This is a genomic window from Sphingobacterium sp. GQ94 (assembly GCF_059758715.1).
The window spans coordinates 39,816-58,103 of sequence record NZ_JCAXEC010000012.1; the positions used below are offsets into that span (position 1 = coordinate 39,816).

At 34.0% G+C, this 18,288-nt stretch carries 16 protein-coding genes; 7 read left to right on the forward strand and 9 right to left on the reverse strand.

Translation table 11 applies throughout. The features are described from left to right. Positions 1–102: 102 nt before the first annotated feature. Entirely contained in the window at positions 103–1,320 is a 1,218-nt protein-coding gene (locus tag AC6CHH_RS11680; protein WP_498283019.1) for an ABC transporter permease, read from the reverse strand. 93 nt (positions 1,321–1,413) lie between these two features. Here AC6CHH_RS11680 and fmt point away from each other — a divergent pair, with 93 nt between their 5' ends. After that, positions 1,414–2,355, forward strand: coding sequence for a methionyl-tRNA formyltransferase (gene fmt, locus AC6CHH_RS11685; RefSeq protein WP_498283021.1), 942 nt, complete (start codon positions 1,414–1,416; stop codon positions 2,353–2,355). On the opposite strand, the gene AC6CHH_RS11690 is transcribed toward fmt, so the two are convergent. Further along, positions 2,330–2,539 (reverse strand): helix-turn-helix domain-containing protein, encoded by a 210-nt coding sequence (locus AC6CHH_RS11690; RefSeq protein WP_498283023.1) that lies wholly within the window; start codon positions 2,537–2,539, stop codon positions 2,330–2,332. The genes fmt and AC6CHH_RS11690 overlap by 26 nt on opposite strands. A gap of 297 nt (positions 2,540–2,836) precedes the next feature. Here AC6CHH_RS11690 and AC6CHH_RS11695 point away from each other — a divergent pair, with 297 nt between their 5' ends. Then, positions 2,837–3,697 carry a sigma-70 family RNA polymerase sigma factor gene (locus AC6CHH_RS11695; protein ID WP_498283025.1) on the forward strand — a complete coding sequence of 287 codons (861 nt, stop codon included), beginning with the start codon at positions 2,837–2,839 and terminating at the stop codon, positions 3,695–3,697. Positions 3,698–3,823: 126 nt separating this feature from the next. Here AC6CHH_RS11695 and AC6CHH_RS11700 read toward each other — a convergent pair whose 3' ends face one another. The 6 genes from AC6CHH_RS11700 to AC6CHH_RS11725 all read right to left on the reverse strand — a co-directional run bounded on the left by AC6CHH_RS11700 (position 3,824) and on the right by AC6CHH_RS11725 (position 8,773). Next, on the reverse strand, positions 3,824–4,153 hold the full coding sequence (locus AC6CHH_RS11700) for a helix-turn-helix domain-containing protein (protein WP_498283027.1): 330 nt from the start codon (positions 4,151–4,153) through the stop codon (positions 3,824–3,826). A gap of 84 nt (positions 4,154–4,237) precedes the next feature. Further along, on the reverse strand, positions 4,238–5,608 hold the full coding sequence (locus AC6CHH_RS11705; protein ID WP_498283029.1) for a UDP-N-acetylmuramate--L-alanine ligase: 1,371 nt from the start codon (positions 5,606–5,608) through the stop codon (positions 4,238–4,240). After that, the gene (gene prmA / locus AC6CHH_RS11710) at positions 5,608–6,450 is read right to left on the reverse strand and encodes a 50S ribosomal protein L11 methyltransferase (protein WP_498283031.1); all 843 of its coding nucleotides are present in this window, start codon (positions 6,448–6,450) and stop codon (positions 5,608–5,610) included. Before prmA ends, AC6CHH_RS11705 begins: the two co-directional genes overlap by 1 nt. A 3-nt stretch (positions 6,451–6,453) precedes the next feature. Beyond that, on the reverse strand, positions 6,454–7,221 hold the full coding sequence (gene tpiA, locus AC6CHH_RS11715; RefSeq protein WP_498283033.1) for a triose-phosphate isomerase: 768 nt from the start codon (positions 7,219–7,221) through the stop codon (positions 6,454–6,456). 27 nt (positions 7,222–7,248) lie between these two features. Further along, a complete protein-coding gene (locus AC6CHH_RS11720) occupies positions 7,249–8,451 on the reverse strand; it encodes a putative sugar nucleotidyl transferase (protein WP_498283035.1) in 1,203 nt (400 codons plus the stop codon). A 73-nt stretch (positions 8,452–8,524) separates the two neighbouring features. Continuing rightward, positions 8,525–8,773, reverse strand: coding sequence for a type B 50S ribosomal protein L31 (locus tag AC6CHH_RS11725; protein ID WP_498283037.1), 249 nt, complete (start codon positions 8,771–8,773; stop codon positions 8,525–8,527). A gap of 268 nt (positions 8,774–9,041) precedes the next feature. Between AC6CHH_RS11725 and lysS the strand changes: the two genes are divergently transcribed. After that, positions 9,042–10,760, forward strand: coding sequence for a lysine--tRNA ligase (lysS, locus tag AC6CHH_RS11730; protein WP_498283039.1), 1,719 nt, complete (start codon positions 9,042–9,044; stop codon positions 10,758–10,760). A 195-nt stretch (positions 10,761–10,955) separates the two neighbouring features. Continuing rightward, the gene (locus AC6CHH_RS11735) at positions 10,956–11,351 is read left to right on the forward strand and encodes a hypothetical protein (RefSeq protein WP_498283041.1); all 396 of its coding nucleotides are present in this window, start codon (positions 10,956–10,958) and stop codon (positions 11,349–11,351) included. Positions 11,352–11,458: 107 nt separating this feature from the next. Here AC6CHH_RS11735 and AC6CHH_RS11740 read toward each other — a convergent pair whose 3' ends face one another. After that, complete coding sequence (locus AC6CHH_RS11740; protein WP_498283043.1) at positions 11,459–14,320, reverse strand: M16 family metallopeptidase; 2,862 nt, start codon at positions 14,318–14,320, stop codon at positions 11,459–11,461. 276 nt (positions 14,321–14,596) lie between these two features. Between AC6CHH_RS11740 and xerD the strand changes: the two genes are divergently transcribed. From xerD to AC6CHH_RS11755, 3 genes are all read left to right on the forward strand, one after another. Beyond that, positions 14,597–15,490 carry a site-specific tyrosine recombinase XerD gene (xerD, locus tag AC6CHH_RS11745; protein ID WP_498283045.1) on the forward strand — a complete coding sequence of 298 codons (894 nt, stop codon included), beginning with the start codon at positions 14,597–14,599 and terminating at the stop codon, positions 15,488–15,490. Positions 15,491–15,566: 76 nt separating this feature from the next. After that, positions 15,567–15,938, forward strand: a complete 372-nt coding sequence (locus tag AC6CHH_RS11750) for a hypothetical protein (RefSeq protein ID WP_498283047.1) — start codon at positions 15,567–15,569, stop codon at positions 15,936–15,938. 36 nt (positions 15,939–15,974) lie between these two features. Further along, a complete protein-coding gene (locus tag AC6CHH_RS11755; RefSeq protein ID WP_498283049.1) occupies positions 15,975–18,284 on the forward strand; it encodes a TonB-dependent receptor in 2,310 nt (769 codons plus the stop codon). The last annotated feature ends 4 nt before the right edge of the window (positions 18,285–18,288 follow it).

Consider the following 18,288-nt stretch of genomic DNA (forward strand, 5'->3'; position numbering starts at 1 on the left):
ATTTGATATACATTATCCCTCAAAAGTTCTAATGTTTTTCTAGCCTAAGATAGGTAAAATAATAAACTTAATTATTTTTATTGGTTGAATTTATCAATCTCCTTATTTGAATTGGATGGTCTTAATTGGAGAAATACGAGAGATTAACATGGATGGAATGAACAAAGTAATCAACGCTATTAAGACGAGTAATCCGTTGAGCCAAAGCACAGTTATAAAGGATATATCCATCGGGACAAACGAAACATAGTAAACACTTGGATCCAATTCAAAGAAGTGTGTATTTGTCTGAAATAGATAAAGGATAATAGCTAATATATTACCTAAGATCAACCCGTAGCCTATAAGATATAACGAATTATAAAGGAATACATTTCTAATTTTGCGATTTTGCATCCCTAGGGCTTTCAACAATCCAATCATGGAAGAACGCTCCAAAATACTAATTAATAAGGCTGAAATCATATTAATTACCGCTACGATGACCATTAAAACAAAAATGATATTATCGTTCATATCTAACATGTTTAGCCAATTAAATATGTCAGGCATTTGTTCCACAACATTCGTTGCATATAAATCCACTTCCAAGTCTTGATTTACAGAATCTGTCGTTTGCCAAAGTGTATTGAAATCGGCTACTCTAATTTCATAGCCTCCGGCCTGCGTATCTTGGAGATTATTTAATTTTCGGATCAAGGATAATGATCCGATGACATATATTTTATCTAAATCCTCAGAATTGGTCGTAAAGATTCCTTTAACTATGAATTTTCGCTTTCTAATAGGTTCTTGAATAAAATACATTATGAATTGATCCCCAACTTCAAGATTAAGCCTTTTAGCGGTAAGGCTGGAAATCAATAATTGGTTTTCAGCATTTTTGTCTTCAAAATCAATTGTCTCGCCCTCTAAAATAGTTTTGGAAAGAAACTTTTGGTCATAATTTTTGTCTATTCCTTTTAATAAAACTCCTTCTACCTCACCTTTCACATTCATTATTCCGGCCTTGGTTGCAAAGGGATACACATCAACTACATTTGAATTTTCTTTAATTCTAGCTATTTCAGTATCAGTTAAGGAAATTGGAGAATTTACGTAGGAATCATTCCTGTCATTTTTGAGAATAATAATATCTCCGAAAAAACCACGTTGTTTATCAGTGATTTCCCCTTTAAAACCATTAAGGATTGCAACAGCCATAATAATAGCCATTATAGCCAATGTTAAAGCGCCAATTGTTACCCGCACAATTAGTTTGGAAAAGGTACGTTGACCTGATAATGTAATTCTCTTCGCTAAGAAATATGGAAAATTCAAGCTTAAATTAAATTTGTAACTTCGCAAAGTTAATAAAAATTGTCATCCAACAATGAGGATGGACAAAAGGTCTAAAGTATTATTTAAGAATATATGCGTATTGTATTTATGGGAACCCCCGAATTCGCTGTCGCCTCCTTAAAGGCAATAATTGAAGCGGGCAATGAAGTAGTAGCAGTTGTGACTAGTCCAGATAAGCCGGCCGGCAGAGGACAAAAATTACATGAATCGGCTGTTAAACAATTTGCAGTAGAAAAACAAATACCCGTGCTACAACCTATTAAGCTTAAGGATCCTGATTTTCTAAATTTACTCCAATCATATCGAGCAGATATTCAAGTTGTTGTTGCATTTAGAATGTTACCAGAAATCGTTTGGAGTATGCCTAAATACGGGACCGTAAATTTACATGCTTCTTTGCTTCCTAATTATCGAGGAGCGGCTCCAATAAATCACGTAATTATAAATGGAGAAACCATCACAGGGGTTACTACTTTTTTACTCCAACACGAAATTGATACAGGTCATATTCTGTTAAAGGAAGAAGTAAAAATCGAGGAAACAGATGATGCCGGAGTGCTGCATGACAAACTAATGGCGAAAGGCTCGGCTTTATTGGTAAAAACGATTCAGGCGATTTCAAAAAACCAAGTCCATCCTACTCCTCAAAGTGCAATTGATTCGTCATTAAAACACGCTCCAAAAATATTCAAAGAAGATTGTAAAATTAATTGGGAAAACAATTCTTTAACCATCTATAACTTTATTAGAGGATTAAGCCCTTATCCTACTGCATTTACCTATTTAGATGGGAAGGTTTTAAAAGTTTATGAAACCGAAAAAGAGCAAATTATGCATAAACATCCAGCTGGAACATTTTTTAGTGATGGAAAAACTGAATTAAAAATAGCAACGCTTGATGGGTATATTAAACTTAACAATATTCAAATTGAGGGAAAGAAGAGGATGTCAACGGTTGATTTTTTAAGAGGTTATCGTTTTGAATCTACTATTCTTGATCTTGGTACTGAATAAGTTCACCAGGCTGACATTTTAGCACTCTGCATAGTGCCTCTAATGTACTCAAACGGATTGCCTTTGATTTTTGATTTTTAATGATTGACAGATTAGACAATGTTATTCCTACCCTTTCACTTAGCTCGTTGAGTGACATCTTTTTCTTTGACATTATCTCATCTAGATGGATGACAATTGGCATAATAAATGATTTTATGGTAACTAATATCTTCAAAACAATAATCAGCTTAAATTGTTTTCAGTAGAATTAGTGGAATTAAGAAATGAAAATATAACTGAAATTGGAAAGATATGATAATAATCCAACTAAAAGATGACTTTAATAACTTTGGAATGATTTTTGTTGTCAGCGGTAGGTCAACTGGACGTAGCTAAAGTACTCATTATGAGTTAATAAATTACAATCATATTAGAAAAAAATCGATAATTTTCGTTATATTTGCAAACATTTCAGAATAGAAAGGTTTATATATTTTAGATGAGACAGCTCAAAATTACACAATCCATCACCAACCGTGAATCACAGTCATTAGACAAATACTTACACGAAATTGGCAAAGTAGACTTAATATCAGCAGAAGAAGAAGTAATTCTTGCCCAAAGAATTCGTGAAGGTGATCAAGTAGCTTTAGAGAAATTAACTAAAACCAATCTACGCTTCGTTGTTTCAGTAGCAAAACAATACCAGAATCAAGGTTTAACTTTAGGTGACTTGATTAACGAAGGAAATTTAGGCTTAATTAAAGCAGCCAAGCGTTTTGATGAAACAAAAGGTTTTAAATTTATCTCTTATGCGGTATGGTGGATTCGTCAATCTATTCTCCAAGCAATTGCTGAGCAATCTCGTATCGTCCGTTTACCATTAAACCAAGTGGGTTCCTTGAGCAAGATAAGCAAGGCCTTTTCTAGATTGGAACAAGAGTATGAACGTGAACCGTCTCCAGAAGAATTGGCAGATATCCTTGAAACAACAGTTGATAAGGTTTCTGATACATTAAGTAATTCTGGTCGTCACGTATCTATGGATGCCCCATTTGTTCAAGGTGAAGAGAACACCCTTCTGGATGTTTTGGAAAACAAAGACCCCGATACTGATAGCTCTCTTATTGATGAATCTTTATCAGAAGAAATTAGACGTTCTCTTGCGACTCTTACAGAGCGAGAAAGAGAAATAATCGTATTATTTTTTGGTTTAGGTTCTAATCATCAATTGTCATTAGAGGAGATTGGAGAGAAATTCAGTTTAACTAGAGAACGTGTTCGTCAAATTAAGGACAAGGCACTACAACGTCTAAGACACACCTCTAGAAGCAAAATTTTAAAATCTTACTTAGGATAAATTCAAATTTTGATTCAAAAGTAGAAATAGCAATGCGCAAAGTAAAATTTGCGCATTTTTTTAACTTCAGTTGTCATAAAAAAAGCCTCGGAAAATTTTCCGAGGCTTTTATAAATTTTAATTTAATTACTTCTTGTGTAATTGTTCATAAAGATCAATCACTTTCTTTTGCAAATCGATAACCTCTGTCTCTCGAGATTGAAGACGTCGCTGCAATTCATTAATTTCATTTTCTATTTGCTTATCTTCCTCAGGGTCTGAGGTCGACAACAATTGCACTAAAGTTAATCCAAATAATTTTGATATTTGATTTAACCTCGATAAATTGACATCAGTAATTCCTGTTTCAATTTTGGAGAAGGCCGGAATGGATATATCGAGCCTTTTGGCTACATCCTCCTGACTCCACCCTTTCTGATGTCTAAGTAATCTGATTTTTTTTCCTAATGCATTCATGGGTAAAATGTAAAATATTTATTTATTAAGTAGTTATCAAATTTAATAAAATAAACTATATAACAAAATATTGCAGAAAGAAAGTTAAAAATTTCTCAAAAATTTATCTGCAAAGCCAGACATATTTACCCCATTGTAATTGTTTGAACTCATAAATAGCAAATTATAGCCCGTTGACTTAAAAGATTCCAAAAAAGACTCTAATTCAGATAGTTTGGTAATAACACGGAAGGATTGGTGATTGAAGGTCTGTGTCAATCTTAATACTAAATTATCTATATCAATATTTTTTTCCTTTATAAGAGAAATATTAACAAAAACAGCGGCAATGTCAGATTCATTCATGGAATTTGCGTATTCGTTTATGAAATTCACATCTAAACTATCGTACGCGTTTAATTCGATAATTGTCGTAAGCGCTTGATTCGGAAATTGCTCTTTAATAGCGTGTATACTTGATTTAAGTTTACTTGGTGTGTGGGCAAAATCTTGATAAACCACACTGCCATTTTGGCTAGCTACAAATTCTAAATAACGAATTGAACTTTTGAAATTCTGTATAGTTGAATAAAATTCGTCTCGTTTTATACCTAACCATTCACACACTGTAAATGCACCTACTATGTTGGAAAGATTATGTTTTCCGAAAATTTTTAATGGAATCTTTTCCTGACCAACATGGATGTAGGAAACTCCTTTATTAATGCTATATTCCGGAAGTTTATAACCATGACGATTGATTTTAATATCCATGGTCTGATCGACAACATGTGTTGTGTTTTCATCCATTTTATTATAGATAAGGGTTCCCTTAGGTACAATAGTTCTGATGAAATCTTCGAATTGTTTGTAATAATTTTTTTCCGATATAACGGTTTTGAAATGATCCCATTCAACACCGCTAATCAAGGCAATATTAGGTTTGTACTTTAAAAATTTTGATTGTTTATCGATAGAGGATGCATAATATTCATCCCCTTCAATAATAATTAATTTATTCTCAGGATTCAATTGCAAAAGATTGTCAAATCCTTCCAATTGGGCCCCAACCAAATAATCGAAAGAACGTCCTAAACTTTTTAAAACATGCATCACCATACTGGTGATTGTTGTTTTACCATAGGTTCCAGCAATAACTACCCGTGTTTTATCTATACTTTGTTCGTAAACAAATTCAGGAAATGAATAAATTTTCAAACCCAATCTTCTGGCCTTTTCAACCTCAACATTATTCTCGCCTGCGTGCATACCTAAGATCACAGCGTCTATATCGTCTGTCAATCTATCTGGAAACCAACCTAGTTCTACTGGTAGTAACCCCGCTTGAAGAAGATGGGATTTAGAAGGTTCCACAATTTGATCATCTGATCCTGAGACTTGATGTCCTTGTTGAGCTAAATTAATAGCCAAATTATGCATGATGCTACCACCTATTGCAATGAAATGTATACGCATTATTTAGCTTTTATAAATTTGGCTGCACACCAGGTGTCCAACACTTTTTTATCAACAAATTGTAAGCCAAGGGAATCAGCCTTTTCCTTTAGCAAATCTAAATCTTGAGTTTCATAAAATCCTGAAAGGTACAGCTCTCCTTGTAAGCTAAGACATTGGTAATAAATGTCCATTTGGTCTAATAATATATTTCGATTAATGTTCGCTAAAATGGTATCAAATTGTAAACCTTGAATTACTTCTTTAGAACCCAATTTACTTTCAATATTAAACGTATTATTTAAAAGCTTATTCTCCTCAACACTATCCACACATATCGGATCAAAATCAACTGCTAGAATTTTTTTAGCACCCCTTTTTGATACTAGAATTGCAAGAATACCAGTTCCACATCCCATATCTAATACTTCCTTTTCCTGGAAGTCATTCTCTAGAATAAAAGAAAGCATCATTGAAGTTGTTTGATGATGCCCAGTCCCAAAGGACATTTTTGGATCAATTATGATCTGATAAGGATATTCTGGTCTATCTTGATGAAATGTTGCACGTACGTAACATTGATCGTGTACTAGAATCGGACTAAAATTACTTTCCCATAACTGGTTCCAATTCTGATTTTCCAGTTCCTGAATTCGATAGTCAAGTTCATACCCAACTACTTCATTGGCCAAAAGTGTTTCCAATGCTTGTAGGTCAAGATTTGAATCCGGAATATAAGCAGTAAAACCTTGGTCTTGATCCTCAAAAGTATCAAAACCGAGGTTGCCTAATTCAGCAATTAGCAAATCCTTTTGCCACTCCTCCAAATTTGAGGAGGTAAAAGCAACTGCCGTATACTTCATGGTTTATCCGTTAAAAACGTTAATAATCTGTAAGAAATCTCGTGATTTCAAAGATGCTCCACCAATCAAACCGCCATCTATATCAGCTTGAGAGAATAAGCTCTTAGCATTCGATGGGTTTGCACTTCCACCATATAAAATACTACAATCATCTGCAATCTGTTGACCGTATTTTTGAGCAACGGTTTGACGAATAAAAGCATGAACCTCTTGTGCCTGCTCTGGAGTTGCAGTAAGCCCTGTTCCAATAGCCCAAACTGGTTCATAAGCTAAAACAATTGCTTTAAATGCATCTGCATTTAAATGAAACAAACCTTTCTCCAATTGCTTTTTAATCACATCAAAAAACAACCCAGATTCACGTTGGTCTTTCGTTTCACCAATACAAAAGATTGGTTTTAAATCATGTTTTAGCGCTGCATCGACTTTTTCAGCCAACAATTCATCGCTCTCTTTAAAATAGGCACGACGTTCCGAATGTCCTAAGATAACATATTGTGAACCTGTTGATTTAACCTGGGAGGCAGAAATCTCACCTGTATAGGCTCCAGATTCTGCTTCGTTTATATTTTGTGCACCAACAGCAACATTATTAGCTGAGGCACTTAATTTTGAGATCCCAACCAAGTGAATAAATGGGCTACAAATAATGACTTGTTGATCTTCTCTAACTTCATCCTTTACCATGTTTACAATTTCTGAAAACAAACTTATCCCTTGTTCATAGTCTAAATTCATTTTCCAGTTTCCTGCTACAATGTTTTTACGCATAAGATTATATAGTGTTTAAGTGTTGATTTATTTACCTCTCAATGAGGAAGTATGTTCAAATATATATTTAAATATGGGAATACCGATAGAGCTTGTTATAGCGCCGGATTTTGTTCTATTCTCCATCATCTTTTTAAACTTTTCAAAATTATATGTACTTTGGACAGTATCTGTCATCCAAGTAAAATCAGCCACAAATTTGGGAATAAATTTTGATATTGCAATCTGAGTTGCTACGCCAATTACCGTTCCGGTCATAAAGGAAGAGTTTATTCCACACATTGAAAAATCCCCCATAATTAAACCGCATTTAAGTTCTTGGGTATCACGATAGTCTTCAATTCCATAATCAAATAACCTCACTGAGCCCCAATTGTTTTTTAAATTTGAATTTGTTGTGCCGGCCCCTAAATTACACCCCTCACCAATCACTGAACAACCTAAATATCCTTCGTGCCCTTTCGCGCTATTTCCCCAAATCACAGTATTATTTATTTCACCAGCAACAATACTTCCTGGACCAATGCTCACGTTAGAATAGATTCTAGAACACATTTTTACTTTCGCTCGTTCACCGATAGCAGTATATCCTCTAAGAAAACTTCCTTCTTCAACAATGGCATTCTTGCCAATATAGATTGGACCATCTAAACTATTCAGACTAACACCATAAACTTGCGCTCCTGGTTCAATAAATATCCACTCCCCAAAGATTTTGTTCGTGTAGTGGATTGGAGCAGAAGTTCTCCCTCTGCAAATCAAATTAAAATCAAAAAGTAATTGAGATTTATTTTGTAAGAAAATGTCTTGGGGGAAATTAATAAATGAAACTACTGCATTACTTTTATGAGATATCATTTTTTCAATACGGGCCTCTGTAGCAATATCTGGGTTATTGGTTTTAAAACCAATCCAATCGTCACCTTCCATGAGCACCTCCCCTTCTTTCAATCTATTGATTTCCTCGATTAATTTTTCAGAAGGTAATACATTGGCTTTTATAACCAAAAATTCTGAAGAATCCTTAAATGGTTCAGCTTGTAGTTCCGAAAATTTTGAACTAAGATAATCGACGGTTCGATAAACAACTTTAGTATTGAAGATTTTCTCCCACTTTTCATTTAGTGTTAAAATCCCAACTCTTAAATTGCCAACGGGACGGGTTGCACATAGGGGCAGCAAATGCATGCGCCATTTTGAGTTATCAAACAAAACAATGGTTAGCGACATGCGATAAAATTAAGCAAAAAAATCCCGACTTGTTCACACAATCGGGATGATAAATATTCTATATAAGAAAAAATTATTTCTTGTTGTAACGCGTACGGAATTTATCGATACGTCCTGCTGTATCAACTAATTTCATTTTACCAGTGTAGAATGGGTGTGAAGTATGAGAAATTTCTAATTTCACTAAAGGATATTCTACGCCATCTTCCATAGTAATGGACTCTTTTGTGTTAACACAAGATTTAGTGATGAAAGAATAGTCATTAGACATATCTTTAAAAACAACTAATCTGTAGTTTGATGGATGCAAATCTTTTTTCATTTTTATCTTATGATTACTATATATTCAACAATCGAGGTGCAAAGATAATTTATTTTTCAAACAAAAGCAACTAACAGATCATATTTCAATTCAACATCTGTTGATAACTTTTTCTTGAAAGAAATTCTTTATACCAAAGGACAGCAAATTTTGCAATTTGCTTTGATAATTCCAAAATATTCTTCAATATAGCTCAAATTTTTACAGTATACCGTCATAAAATAGTTCTAATTTCCTACTTTTGCATTTCATTACTATCAGAAAAAAAATGAGTATTGCATTATCAGAACAAGAACAACAACGTAGACTAAATCTTCAGGGACTGATGGATTTAGGAATCAATCCATATCCAGCTGAAGAGTTTGAAATTAATGCAACCGCAGAAGATATCTTGGCCAATTATGAAAGAGATAAACTAAATTATAAAACAATTAGCTTTGCAGGTCGTATTATGAACCGTCGAGTGATGGGGAGTGCTTCCTTTATTGAACTACAAGACTCTACAGGCCGAATCCAGGCTTATGTTAAACGCGACGATATCTGCCCTACCGAGGATAAGACTTTATACAACACAGTATTTAAAAAACTTTTAGATATTGGGGATATTATTGGGATTACTGGTTTTGTTTTCACCACGCAAACGGGGGAAATAAGTATTCATGTGCAATCATTGAAGGTGTTAACTAAATCCTTACGCCCGCTACCAATAGTTAAAGAGGCTGAAGGGAAAACTTTCGATGCCTTCACAGATCCAGAATTACGTTATCGCATGCGATATGTAGATTTAATTGTAAATTCACAAATCAAGGACACTTTTGTAAAACGCACAAAATTGTTCAAGGCGATGCGTGAATTCTTTAATAATTCAGGATACATGGAGGTTGAAACTCCAATCTTGCAATCCATCCCTGGGGGGGCTTCGGCTCGACCCTTTAATACGCATCATAACGCTTTAGATATACCCCTATATTTACGCATTGCCAATGAACTATATCTAAAACGATTAATTGTCGGTGGCTTTGATGGAGTTTATGAGTTTGCGAAAAACTTCAGAAATGAAGGAATGGATCGCACACACAACCCAGAATTTACAGTTATGGAAATCTATATAGCATACAAAGATTATAATTGGATGATGGATTTCACCGAGAAACTAATAGAATATTGTGCAATCGCAGTAAATGGTACGACAAAATCAAAATTCAATGAACATGAAGTAGATTTTAAGGCTCCATACCCTCGTATAACGATGACGAATGCTATTAAACAATTTACAGGATTCGATATCAGCGGAAAATCTGAAGAGGAACTGCGTCAGGCTGCCAAAGAAATGGGAATTGCCGTCAACCAGACAATGGGTAAAGGAAAATTAATTGATGAAATATTTGGAGAAAAATGCGAAGGTAATTTCATCCAACCTACCTTTATCACCGATTATCCAATCGAAATGTCTCCATTGACGAAAAAACACAGAGACAACCCAGAATTAACTGAACGGTTTGAGCTAATGGTATGTGGAAAAGAAATAGCAAATGCTTATTCCGAGCTTAATGACCCAATTGATCAACGGGAACGTTTTGAAGATCAGTTACGTCTTTCTGAAAAAGGAGATGATGAGGCCATGTTTATTGACCAAGACTTCTTAAGAGCCTTGGAATTTGGCATGCCACCTACCTCAGGATTGGGTATTGGGATGGATCGTTTAATAATGTTCTTAACTAATAATCCTTCAATCCAAGAAGTTCTTTTCTTCCCTCAGATGCGACCGGAAAAAGTGACAAAAGTAGCTTCTATCTCCGATTATATTGAACAAGGGATTCCTGAGGCCTGGGTTCCGGTACTACAAAAAATGGGATTCAATACAATTGAAGCATTAAAGGAATCAAATCCAAATAAAGTATTTAATGATTTAGGAGGAATGAGAAAAAAAATGAAGCTTGAACTAATCATGCCAACTAAAGACGAAGTTACCGCTTGGTTTAAATAAGACTGTTTTCCTATTTAAAAATCCTTGTTAGTATTGCTGACAAGGATTTTTCTGTTTATAGCTAATTGTAAGACAAAAAATCAGAAGGTCTTTTCTAACCATTTTTCTTACTTATTAATGAAACATTCCTAATCATTTCTACGTTACTAGGAAACAAGTAACCGAAGGTTATAACATGTAAAGAAATCAAAAATTATGAAGCAAAGTTTGGTTATACTACTTATTTTATTCTTAAGCGGATGTCAGAGTACAAAAATTGGCACTGCAAATTTAAATATAGAAGGAAATTGGCGTTGGGTTGAAAAATCTGGAGGATTTGCAGGGAAGAAAACTACACCTGAGTCTACGGGTAAACAGCTGTATCTTCAAATTACCAAAGATAGCATGTTTTATTACGATAATGAAGAATTAACCGTTGCATTACCTTATCAGTTGAAAAGAGGACAATCCATGCTCTTTAAAAAAGAACAATGGTTACTCCAGGGTAACGCGCACCAAATTATGGTAGAAAAAAAGGATAGTTTATTGATTTTAACAGAGGATTGCTATGATTGTTTTACGCATAAATATATTAGGATAAAAGATCGTTAAAAATTCAATTTAATTGTATTCTATTTCCTTTTATTAAACAATAAAAATCAAAAAAGCTGTCTTATATTAAATAAAACAGCTTTTCTTTCTTAGATTACTTTAAAAAATTATTTTTGGACCTCATCAGGCAAAAGAATAAATTTAAACATATGCTCTTCCTTTAAATATTTATTGGCAACCTGTTTAACAGATTCAACGGTTATTTTTTGTAAATCATCTAAATAACGCGTAATTAAGGTTGGATCATTTTGATTTTCATAAGAAGACCTAATTTGTCCTACCCAAAAATTATTTTCTTTCAATTGCAACTCCAATTGCCTTCTTTGCTCAATAATGAATTTATCCAAGTCAACTTGCAGTGGACCATTTGTTTTAATTTTATTCAATTCATCTACTGTTGAATTAATTAAAGATTGGTATTTATCCACTGAAGTTCCGAATGACACTGTAAAACTATAACGAGGATTCGGGAATTTTGAATAATTAAAACGTGCTCCGGTTCCATACACGCCACTTTCTTCTTCTCTCAGACGCTCAATTAATTTGGTCGAAAGAATACTCTGTAATGCTGAAACGTTTAAATTTTCGATCTCATTGTAAGCATAATCACCATAAATTGTCATTCGGACGTTCGCTTTGGCTTCTTTGCCCTTATTAACAATTTTTTGAATACCTTTTGTTGGTTCAATAATTTTTAAGTCTTTAGCCATTTCAGTACGTCCAACTGAAGGTAATGCTGCCAAGTACCCTTCTAAATAAGGTCTAATTTCATTTTCTGTAAAAGATCCAACAATAACAAACGTAAAATCGGAAGCGTCAGCAAAACGGTCCTTATAAATTTCTAATGCCTTTGATTGACTTACAGACTCTAAGTTACTTTTGGAGAAAGGCATTCTTCGAATATTATCCCCATAGAGCGTATTTAATATATTATAGCTATAGACATAATTAGGATCATTATCTCTATTTTTTAACATATTTATTTGTTTACTCATTGTACTCTGGAAGACATCATCTTCAATCCTAGGGGCTGTGAAATAGCCATAAATCATCTCAAATGCGATCTTTAGGTTTTCTTTATCAGTACTTCCAACCAAACCTTCTGAACGTTCTTGAATATAAGGACTGATATTTACATTTTTACCAGTCAAGTATTTTTGAAGCTCAATTGTATTTAATTGACCTATACCACTTGAATTGACCAAGTTTCCGGCGAAGGTCGCTGACATAAAATCTGCATCAGAATACAAAGATGTTCCACCCGGACTAAAGGCATTAATCAATATTTGATCATTTTTAAAATTGGTTGGTTTTAACAGAACCCTCACTCCGTTGCTTAATATTAATTCCTTTGTTTCAATTTTTTCAATTGCAGTTTCTTTTTTAATAGAACCTTTGGTCGGCGTCTTGGAGAGCATAGGAAGTTCAGAGACTTGGTCAACATAAGCTGTCAATTGCTCTTTCTCTACATCAGTGAACCATGAATTAACTAACAATTCATCTGGTAAATTCTCCTTTTGATCTTCAGGTGCTAATACTAAAATATCACGATTTGTATCAACATAATAATCTTTCCCAATTTGCTCAACTTCTTTTAGCGTCAAACTAGGAAGCAACTGTTTTGTGATATTATAACGATCCACACTACCAACTGAAGTAACATCGTTCAAGAAATGATTTAGATAAGAATTCACGTAAGAGTCTGACTTTCTTTTATCACGTTCGATATAGGAAGTTTCATTTCCCTTTTGAATCGCATGAACTGCACGATCAAATTCAGTTTTAGTGAAACCGAATTTTTTAACACGTTCCAATTCGCGAACCAACGCTTTAAATCCCTCTTCAAATTCTCCTGGTTTAGAAACAAAAAAGGCAGACAGATTATCTAATCCACCTAAAAATTCAGAAATATCTACTGAGGCTTGCATAAAAGGAGAAGCCGCGGACTGGCTAAGTTCACCTAAGCGTGCGTTTAATATTTGATTGTAAACATTTTTTAAAAGATTGCGGCGATAATCTCTAATCGTCGATATTTTTTCTTCAGGATGTTTAATTATAATTTGACCAACAGTATAGGTCATCTCTGGATCAGTCACTTTTATAAATTGATTTTTGTTTAATAAATCAATTTTATAATCCTTGCGAGGTTTTATTTTTTTTGGTGTTTTCATATCGGAAAACAACCTTTTTATCTCGTTTTCAATATAGACAGGGTCAATATCACCAACTACAATGATGGATTGAAGGTCAGGACGATACCAATCTTGGTGAAACTCACGGATAGTCTCTGGATCAAAATTCATAATGATTTCTTCCGTTCCGATTGGTAAACGGTCTGCATAACGAGAACCATTGAGCATAATTTTCAGATATTGATCTCTCATCCGTTGATTTGCTCCTCGTCCACCACGCATCTCTTCCATAACGATGCCACGCTCTTTGTTGATCTCATCGGTTTCCAATATTGCATCCTGTGCCCAATCACGCATCACTTGTAGACCATTTTTTAATAGTTCTGGATCATCTGATGGAATTGGTAATTGATACACCGTTTCATCGAAGCTAGTATAAGCATTTAAATCAGAACCAAATCGAACTCCAGCGCGTTGTAAATAATCCACTAATTCATTTTTAGGGAAATGTTTTAATCCGTTGAAATTCATATGTTCTAGAAAATGAGCTAAGCCAAGTTGTTTTTCATCTTCTAAAATAGAACCAACCTTAACAGCCAGGAACATAGTTACTCTTTTTTGAGGTTCAGTATTTTTTCGAATGTAATACTGAAAACCATTCGCCAGTTTTCCAGTCTTCACTTCTTGATCAAATGGTAATTTTTTATCCCAAGAAAGGGTATCTGATTTCAATACAACTCCAGGTTGCAGATTGACAGATATATCAACAGCAGCTTTTGCAAATTCAGTTCCAAAAGGAAGCAAAAAAGCTAATGCCAAGGGTTTTAAAATATTCATAATATTAAATTAAGTTTGTCTGTTGGTTATTGTTTTTAATTCGTCGACCAATCTACGACTATTCTTTAATATTTTATTAATGCCTTTACCAAAGAAGAGAAAAAGATGTGTAAGATTTTCTTTGTTTTCTAGTGTTATACCACTGAATAACCAATCAGTTAAATAACACAACAGGTCCCACTTCAGACTAAAAAGGAAGAATATTGAATGGACATTCATAGGTCTTTTCACCAAAAAACAATGCTCATACCATACTATTTTTCATATATTTAAACCATGGAATGGGAGTCACTTAAAAAAGATTTCAAAAGATATTTAGTATTGGAAAGAGGATTAAGTCAAAACAGCATATTGGCTTATCAGAACGATATCCAAAAATTACAAACTTATTGTGAATTAACTCAAATCACCCTAGAACAGATTGATACCAAAGTTCTCCAACTTTTTTTATTATGGATCAACGAATTCGCGGTTTCCGAATTCACACAAGCGAGACTTCTCTCGGGAATTAAAACCTTCTTTGGTTTTTTACAAATTGAATATGATTGGCAAATTAATCCAGCAGAATTAATTGAGTCTCCACGACTTTCACGTAAAATTCCAAACGTTTTATCAATTCAGGAAATAGATCAGCTCATTAATGCCATAGACTTATCAAGTAATCAAGGTATGCGCAACAAAGCAATATTAGAATTACTGTATGGCTGTGGTCTACGCGTCTCAGAATTATGTAATCTAAAAATTTCCAATTTATTTTTAGATGTTGAATTTATAAAAGTGGAAGGTAAAGGAAATAAGGAACGATTAATACCAATAGGTCAGCAAGCCATTAAATACTTGAAAATATATTTGGAAAACGTTCGAATTCATCAAAAAGTAAAAAACGGACAAGAAGATTTTGTATTCCTGGGAAGAAGGGGATCCTCCTTGTCGAGAATAATGATTTTCATCATAATCAAAGAACTGGCCCAAATAATTGGTTTAGAAAAAGAAATAAGTCCGCACACCTTTCGACACAGTTTTGCCTCACATCTAGTTGAAGGTGGCGCTGATTTAAGAGCAGTGCAAGATATGTTGGGTCATGAAAGCATTAGTACAACTGAAATCTATACACATATAGATAAAGATTACCTTCAGAGTATTATTACACAATATCATCCACGGTCCTAACTAAATCTTAATATTTAAATGCAACTTTGTATATTTTAATTTGCAACATAATTGCATTAATTATATATTTGCAAACATGTTATGGTTCCTGAGAGAAAATAAGAAGTGGATAGCGAGCTTTTGGATTACAATAGTATTGTTTTCATTAGCCGTAATTTCATTTCATAGCCACGATCACTCTAGTGACTATAAGGAAGCTTGTATTCATGAACATCGAAACGATGATCAACATAACAAAAGCACAGAGGATCAAGAATGCAACATTTGCTATCTTTTCCATCAGCAAACCACCAATCGTTTTAATGTCTTTACTTGGGAAAGTATTAATCATGAAATTGAATTCAATTTAATTCTTTTAAGCAATCCTCAAGTCTCATACACTCTAAAACTGAAGTTCAGCAAAGGACTTCGTGCTCCTCCTCTACTGATTCTGAGTTTAAACGCGTAATAATTAGCATTCCTTAATCAATTTTGAAGACATTTTATGTTAAAGTACCTCTTAACTGTGCTTGGATTGGTATATAGCCATTTCATCATTGCTCAGTTAAAATCATACAGCGCCTTGGAAGGTAAGATTGTAAATGAACAACAATTACCTATCCCAAATGCTAACGTTAGAATCTATGGAATAGGCTCAATAAAATCAAACAATCCGGATGGATTATTTCGGTTTGAGAATCTAGAGAATCACAAAAATCTGAAACTAAAAGTCACAATTTTAGGCTATGAAGTTTATGAAGATATTATTCATTTAACCACCGATTCTAGCATCGTTATCCAACTTCATGAACTCACTGAAAAGATAGCTAAGGTTGATATTAAAGCATACCGGCAGGAACAAACAACAGCCGTAAAAAGCATTTTAAATAAGGAATTGGTGGAAGAAAGTAAAGGGAAACTGCTTGCAGATGTATTTGCTGCGCTACCTGGGGTTTCAATCCTTCATTCAGGACATTCAATCGCTAAACCCGTTATAAATGGATTACATAGCAACAGAATTATTCTATTGAATCATGGGGTTAAACAAGAAAGTCAACAATGGGGAATGGAACATTCCCCTGAACTTGACCCTTTTTCTGCAAACCAATTCGAATTAATTAAAGGTGCACAAGCTGTTCGTTATGGCGCTGATGCAATAGCTGGCGTATTGATTGCCAAATCTGACGATATAGATCCTAAACAATTCAAAGGCAGATCTGATATACTCCTAGAATCAAACACCAAGGGAGCAGTTGGAAATTTACAACTGGAAGGGGGAATAAAATCCATCCCTAAATTAGGTTGGAAGGTTCAAGGATCGGTCAAAAGATTAGGAAACTCTAAAACGAGTAATTACTATTTAGGTAATACAGCTGCTCAGGAGATAAATTATTCGGCAAAATTTCAATATCATTCAGAGAAGGCAAAACTTGATGCATATTACAGTAGGTTTTCCAACCGATTAGGAGTCTTTTATGGAGCTCATATTGGTAATCTGGATGACATATATGCAAGAATAGAGAATGGTGAACCCTTTGAAAAATATGATTTCAGTTATTCGATTAATGCACCAAAACAGCACGTGAATCACCAATTAGGATTGTTCAATTATAAATATTTGCTAAAAGGAAACTATCAATTAGAAGCACAATATTCATGGCAAAGAAATCATCGTCAAGAATTCGATAGACGACGAACAACTTCAGATGAAATTCCTATGTCAGATATGATATTAACAAGCAATAATTTAGATCTCATTCTAAAAAGTACCCAAAATACATTTGGTTTTCAGTTAGGTAATCAAATTAATAACAATACTGCTGGTACAGGAACCACTCCTATTATTCCAAATTTTGATAGTTATTCCCTGGGATTGTATGGTATACATCTACTGCAATTAAAGAAGGTTACCATGGAAATGGGATGGCGATATGACTACCGTTATTTTGATGCCGCGGGCTACCGTTATCGTTATAGCGAAGAATCTGAAGGAGCTCCAGAACACTATTTATTGACGGACACCCGACGGTTTCATAATATTTCTGGTTCCATAGGATTATCGTATAATTTGTCAACGAAATGGAATTACAAGTCTACAATTGGACTTGCCTGGAGAGCCCCAACAGCAAATGAACTATATAGTGATGGAGTACACCATTCTGCTGCAATCTACGAAATTGGAGATCAAAACCTTAAAGCTGAACAAGCTATAAAATGGGTGAATTCAATTACTAAAAAACAAGATGATTGGACCTTTACATTGGATCTATACGGTCAGTTAATACACAACTACATATTTGCAAATCCGAATCCAGATTCAGTTAAGCAGACTATTCGAGGAACATTTCCAGTTTTTCATTATGAGCAAAATAATGCGTTATTCTTTGGAAGCGATTTACAATTCGATTGGAAACTTCTAGAAAACCTTAAATATAATTTTCAGGGAAGTTTGGTCAGAGCAAAAAACATAAGTTTAAATAAATATTTACCATATATACCATCCGATAGGGTTTCCAACAGCATCCAATGGTCATTTTTAGGCCTTGAAAATAGTTATATAAAACTTACTCACCTATATGTTGCCAAACAAGGTCGCTATGAGTCTGAATCTGACTATACCTCTCCTCCACCTAGTTACCATCTTTTTAACGCTTTTATTACGCATCCCATCCCAATAGGGAAACAAAAGGTCAACATGTCTTTGGCTGCTGAAAACATCTTAAACAAATCATATAAAGACTATATGGACCGTTTTCGGTATTATGCTCATCGTCAAGGACGAAATATTATTTTATCAATAAATTATAAATTTTAAAACA

What these genes read in the sequence shown, in the direction of transcription:
- fmt (WP_498283021.1), top strand. Translation starts at nt 1,414, where the DNA reads ATGCGTATTGTATTTATGGGAACCCCCGAATTCGCTGTCGCCTCCTTA.
- AC6CHH_RS11690 (WP_498283023.1), bottom strand. Translation starts at nt 2,539, where the DNA reads ATGCCAATTGTCATCCATCTAGATGAGATAATGTCAAAGAAAAAGATG.
- AC6CHH_RS11695 (WP_498283025.1), top strand. Translation starts at nt 2,837, where the DNA reads ATGAGACAGCTCAAAATTACACAATCCATCACCAACCGTGAATCACAG.
- AC6CHH_RS11700 (WP_498283027.1), bottom strand. Translation starts at nt 4,153, where the DNA reads ATGAATGCATTAGGAAAAAAAATCAGATTACTTAGACATCAGAAAGGG.
- AC6CHH_RS11705 (WP_498283029.1), bottom strand. Translation starts at nt 5,608, where the DNA reads ATGCGTATACATTTCATTGCAATAGGTGGTAGCATCATGCATAATTTG.
- prmA (WP_498283031.1), bottom strand. Translation starts at nt 6,450, where the DNA reads ATGAAGTATACGGCAGTTGCTTTTACCTCCTCAAATTTGGAGGAGTGG.
- tpiA (WP_498283033.1), bottom strand. Translation starts at nt 7,221, where the DNA reads ATGCGTAAAAACATTGTAGCAGGAAACTGGAAAATGAATTTAGACTAT.
- AC6CHH_RS11720 (WP_498283035.1), bottom strand. Translation starts at nt 8,451, where the DNA reads ATGTCGCTAACCATTGTTTTGTTTGATAACTCAAAATGGCGCATGCAT.
- AC6CHH_RS11725 (WP_498283037.1), bottom strand. Translation starts at nt 8,773, where the DNA reads ATGAAAAAAGATTTGCATCCATCAAACTACAGATTAGTTGTTTTTAAA.
- lysS (WP_498283039.1), top strand. Translation starts at nt 9,042, where the DNA reads ATGAGTATTGCATTATCAGAACAAGAACAACAACGTAGACTAAATCTT.
- AC6CHH_RS11735 (WP_498283041.1), top strand. Translation starts at nt 10,956, where the DNA reads ATGAAGCAAAGTTTGGTTATACTACTTATTTTATTCTTAAGCGGATGT.
- AC6CHH_RS11740 (WP_498283043.1), bottom strand. Translation starts at nt 14,320, where the DNA reads ATGAATATTTTAAAACCCTTGGCATTAGCTTTTTTGCTTCCTTTTGGA.
- xerD (WP_498283045.1), top strand. Translation starts at nt 14,597, where the DNA reads ATGGAATGGGAGTCACTTAAAAAAGATTTCAAAAGATATTTAGTATTG.
- AC6CHH_RS11750 (WP_498283047.1), top strand. Translation starts at nt 15,567, where the DNA reads ATGTTATGGTTCCTGAGAGAAAATAAGAAGTGGATAGCGAGCTTTTGG.
- AC6CHH_RS11755 (WP_498283049.1), top strand. Translation starts at nt 15,975, where the DNA reads ATGTTAAAGTACCTCTTAACTGTGCTTGGATTGGTATATAGCCATTTC.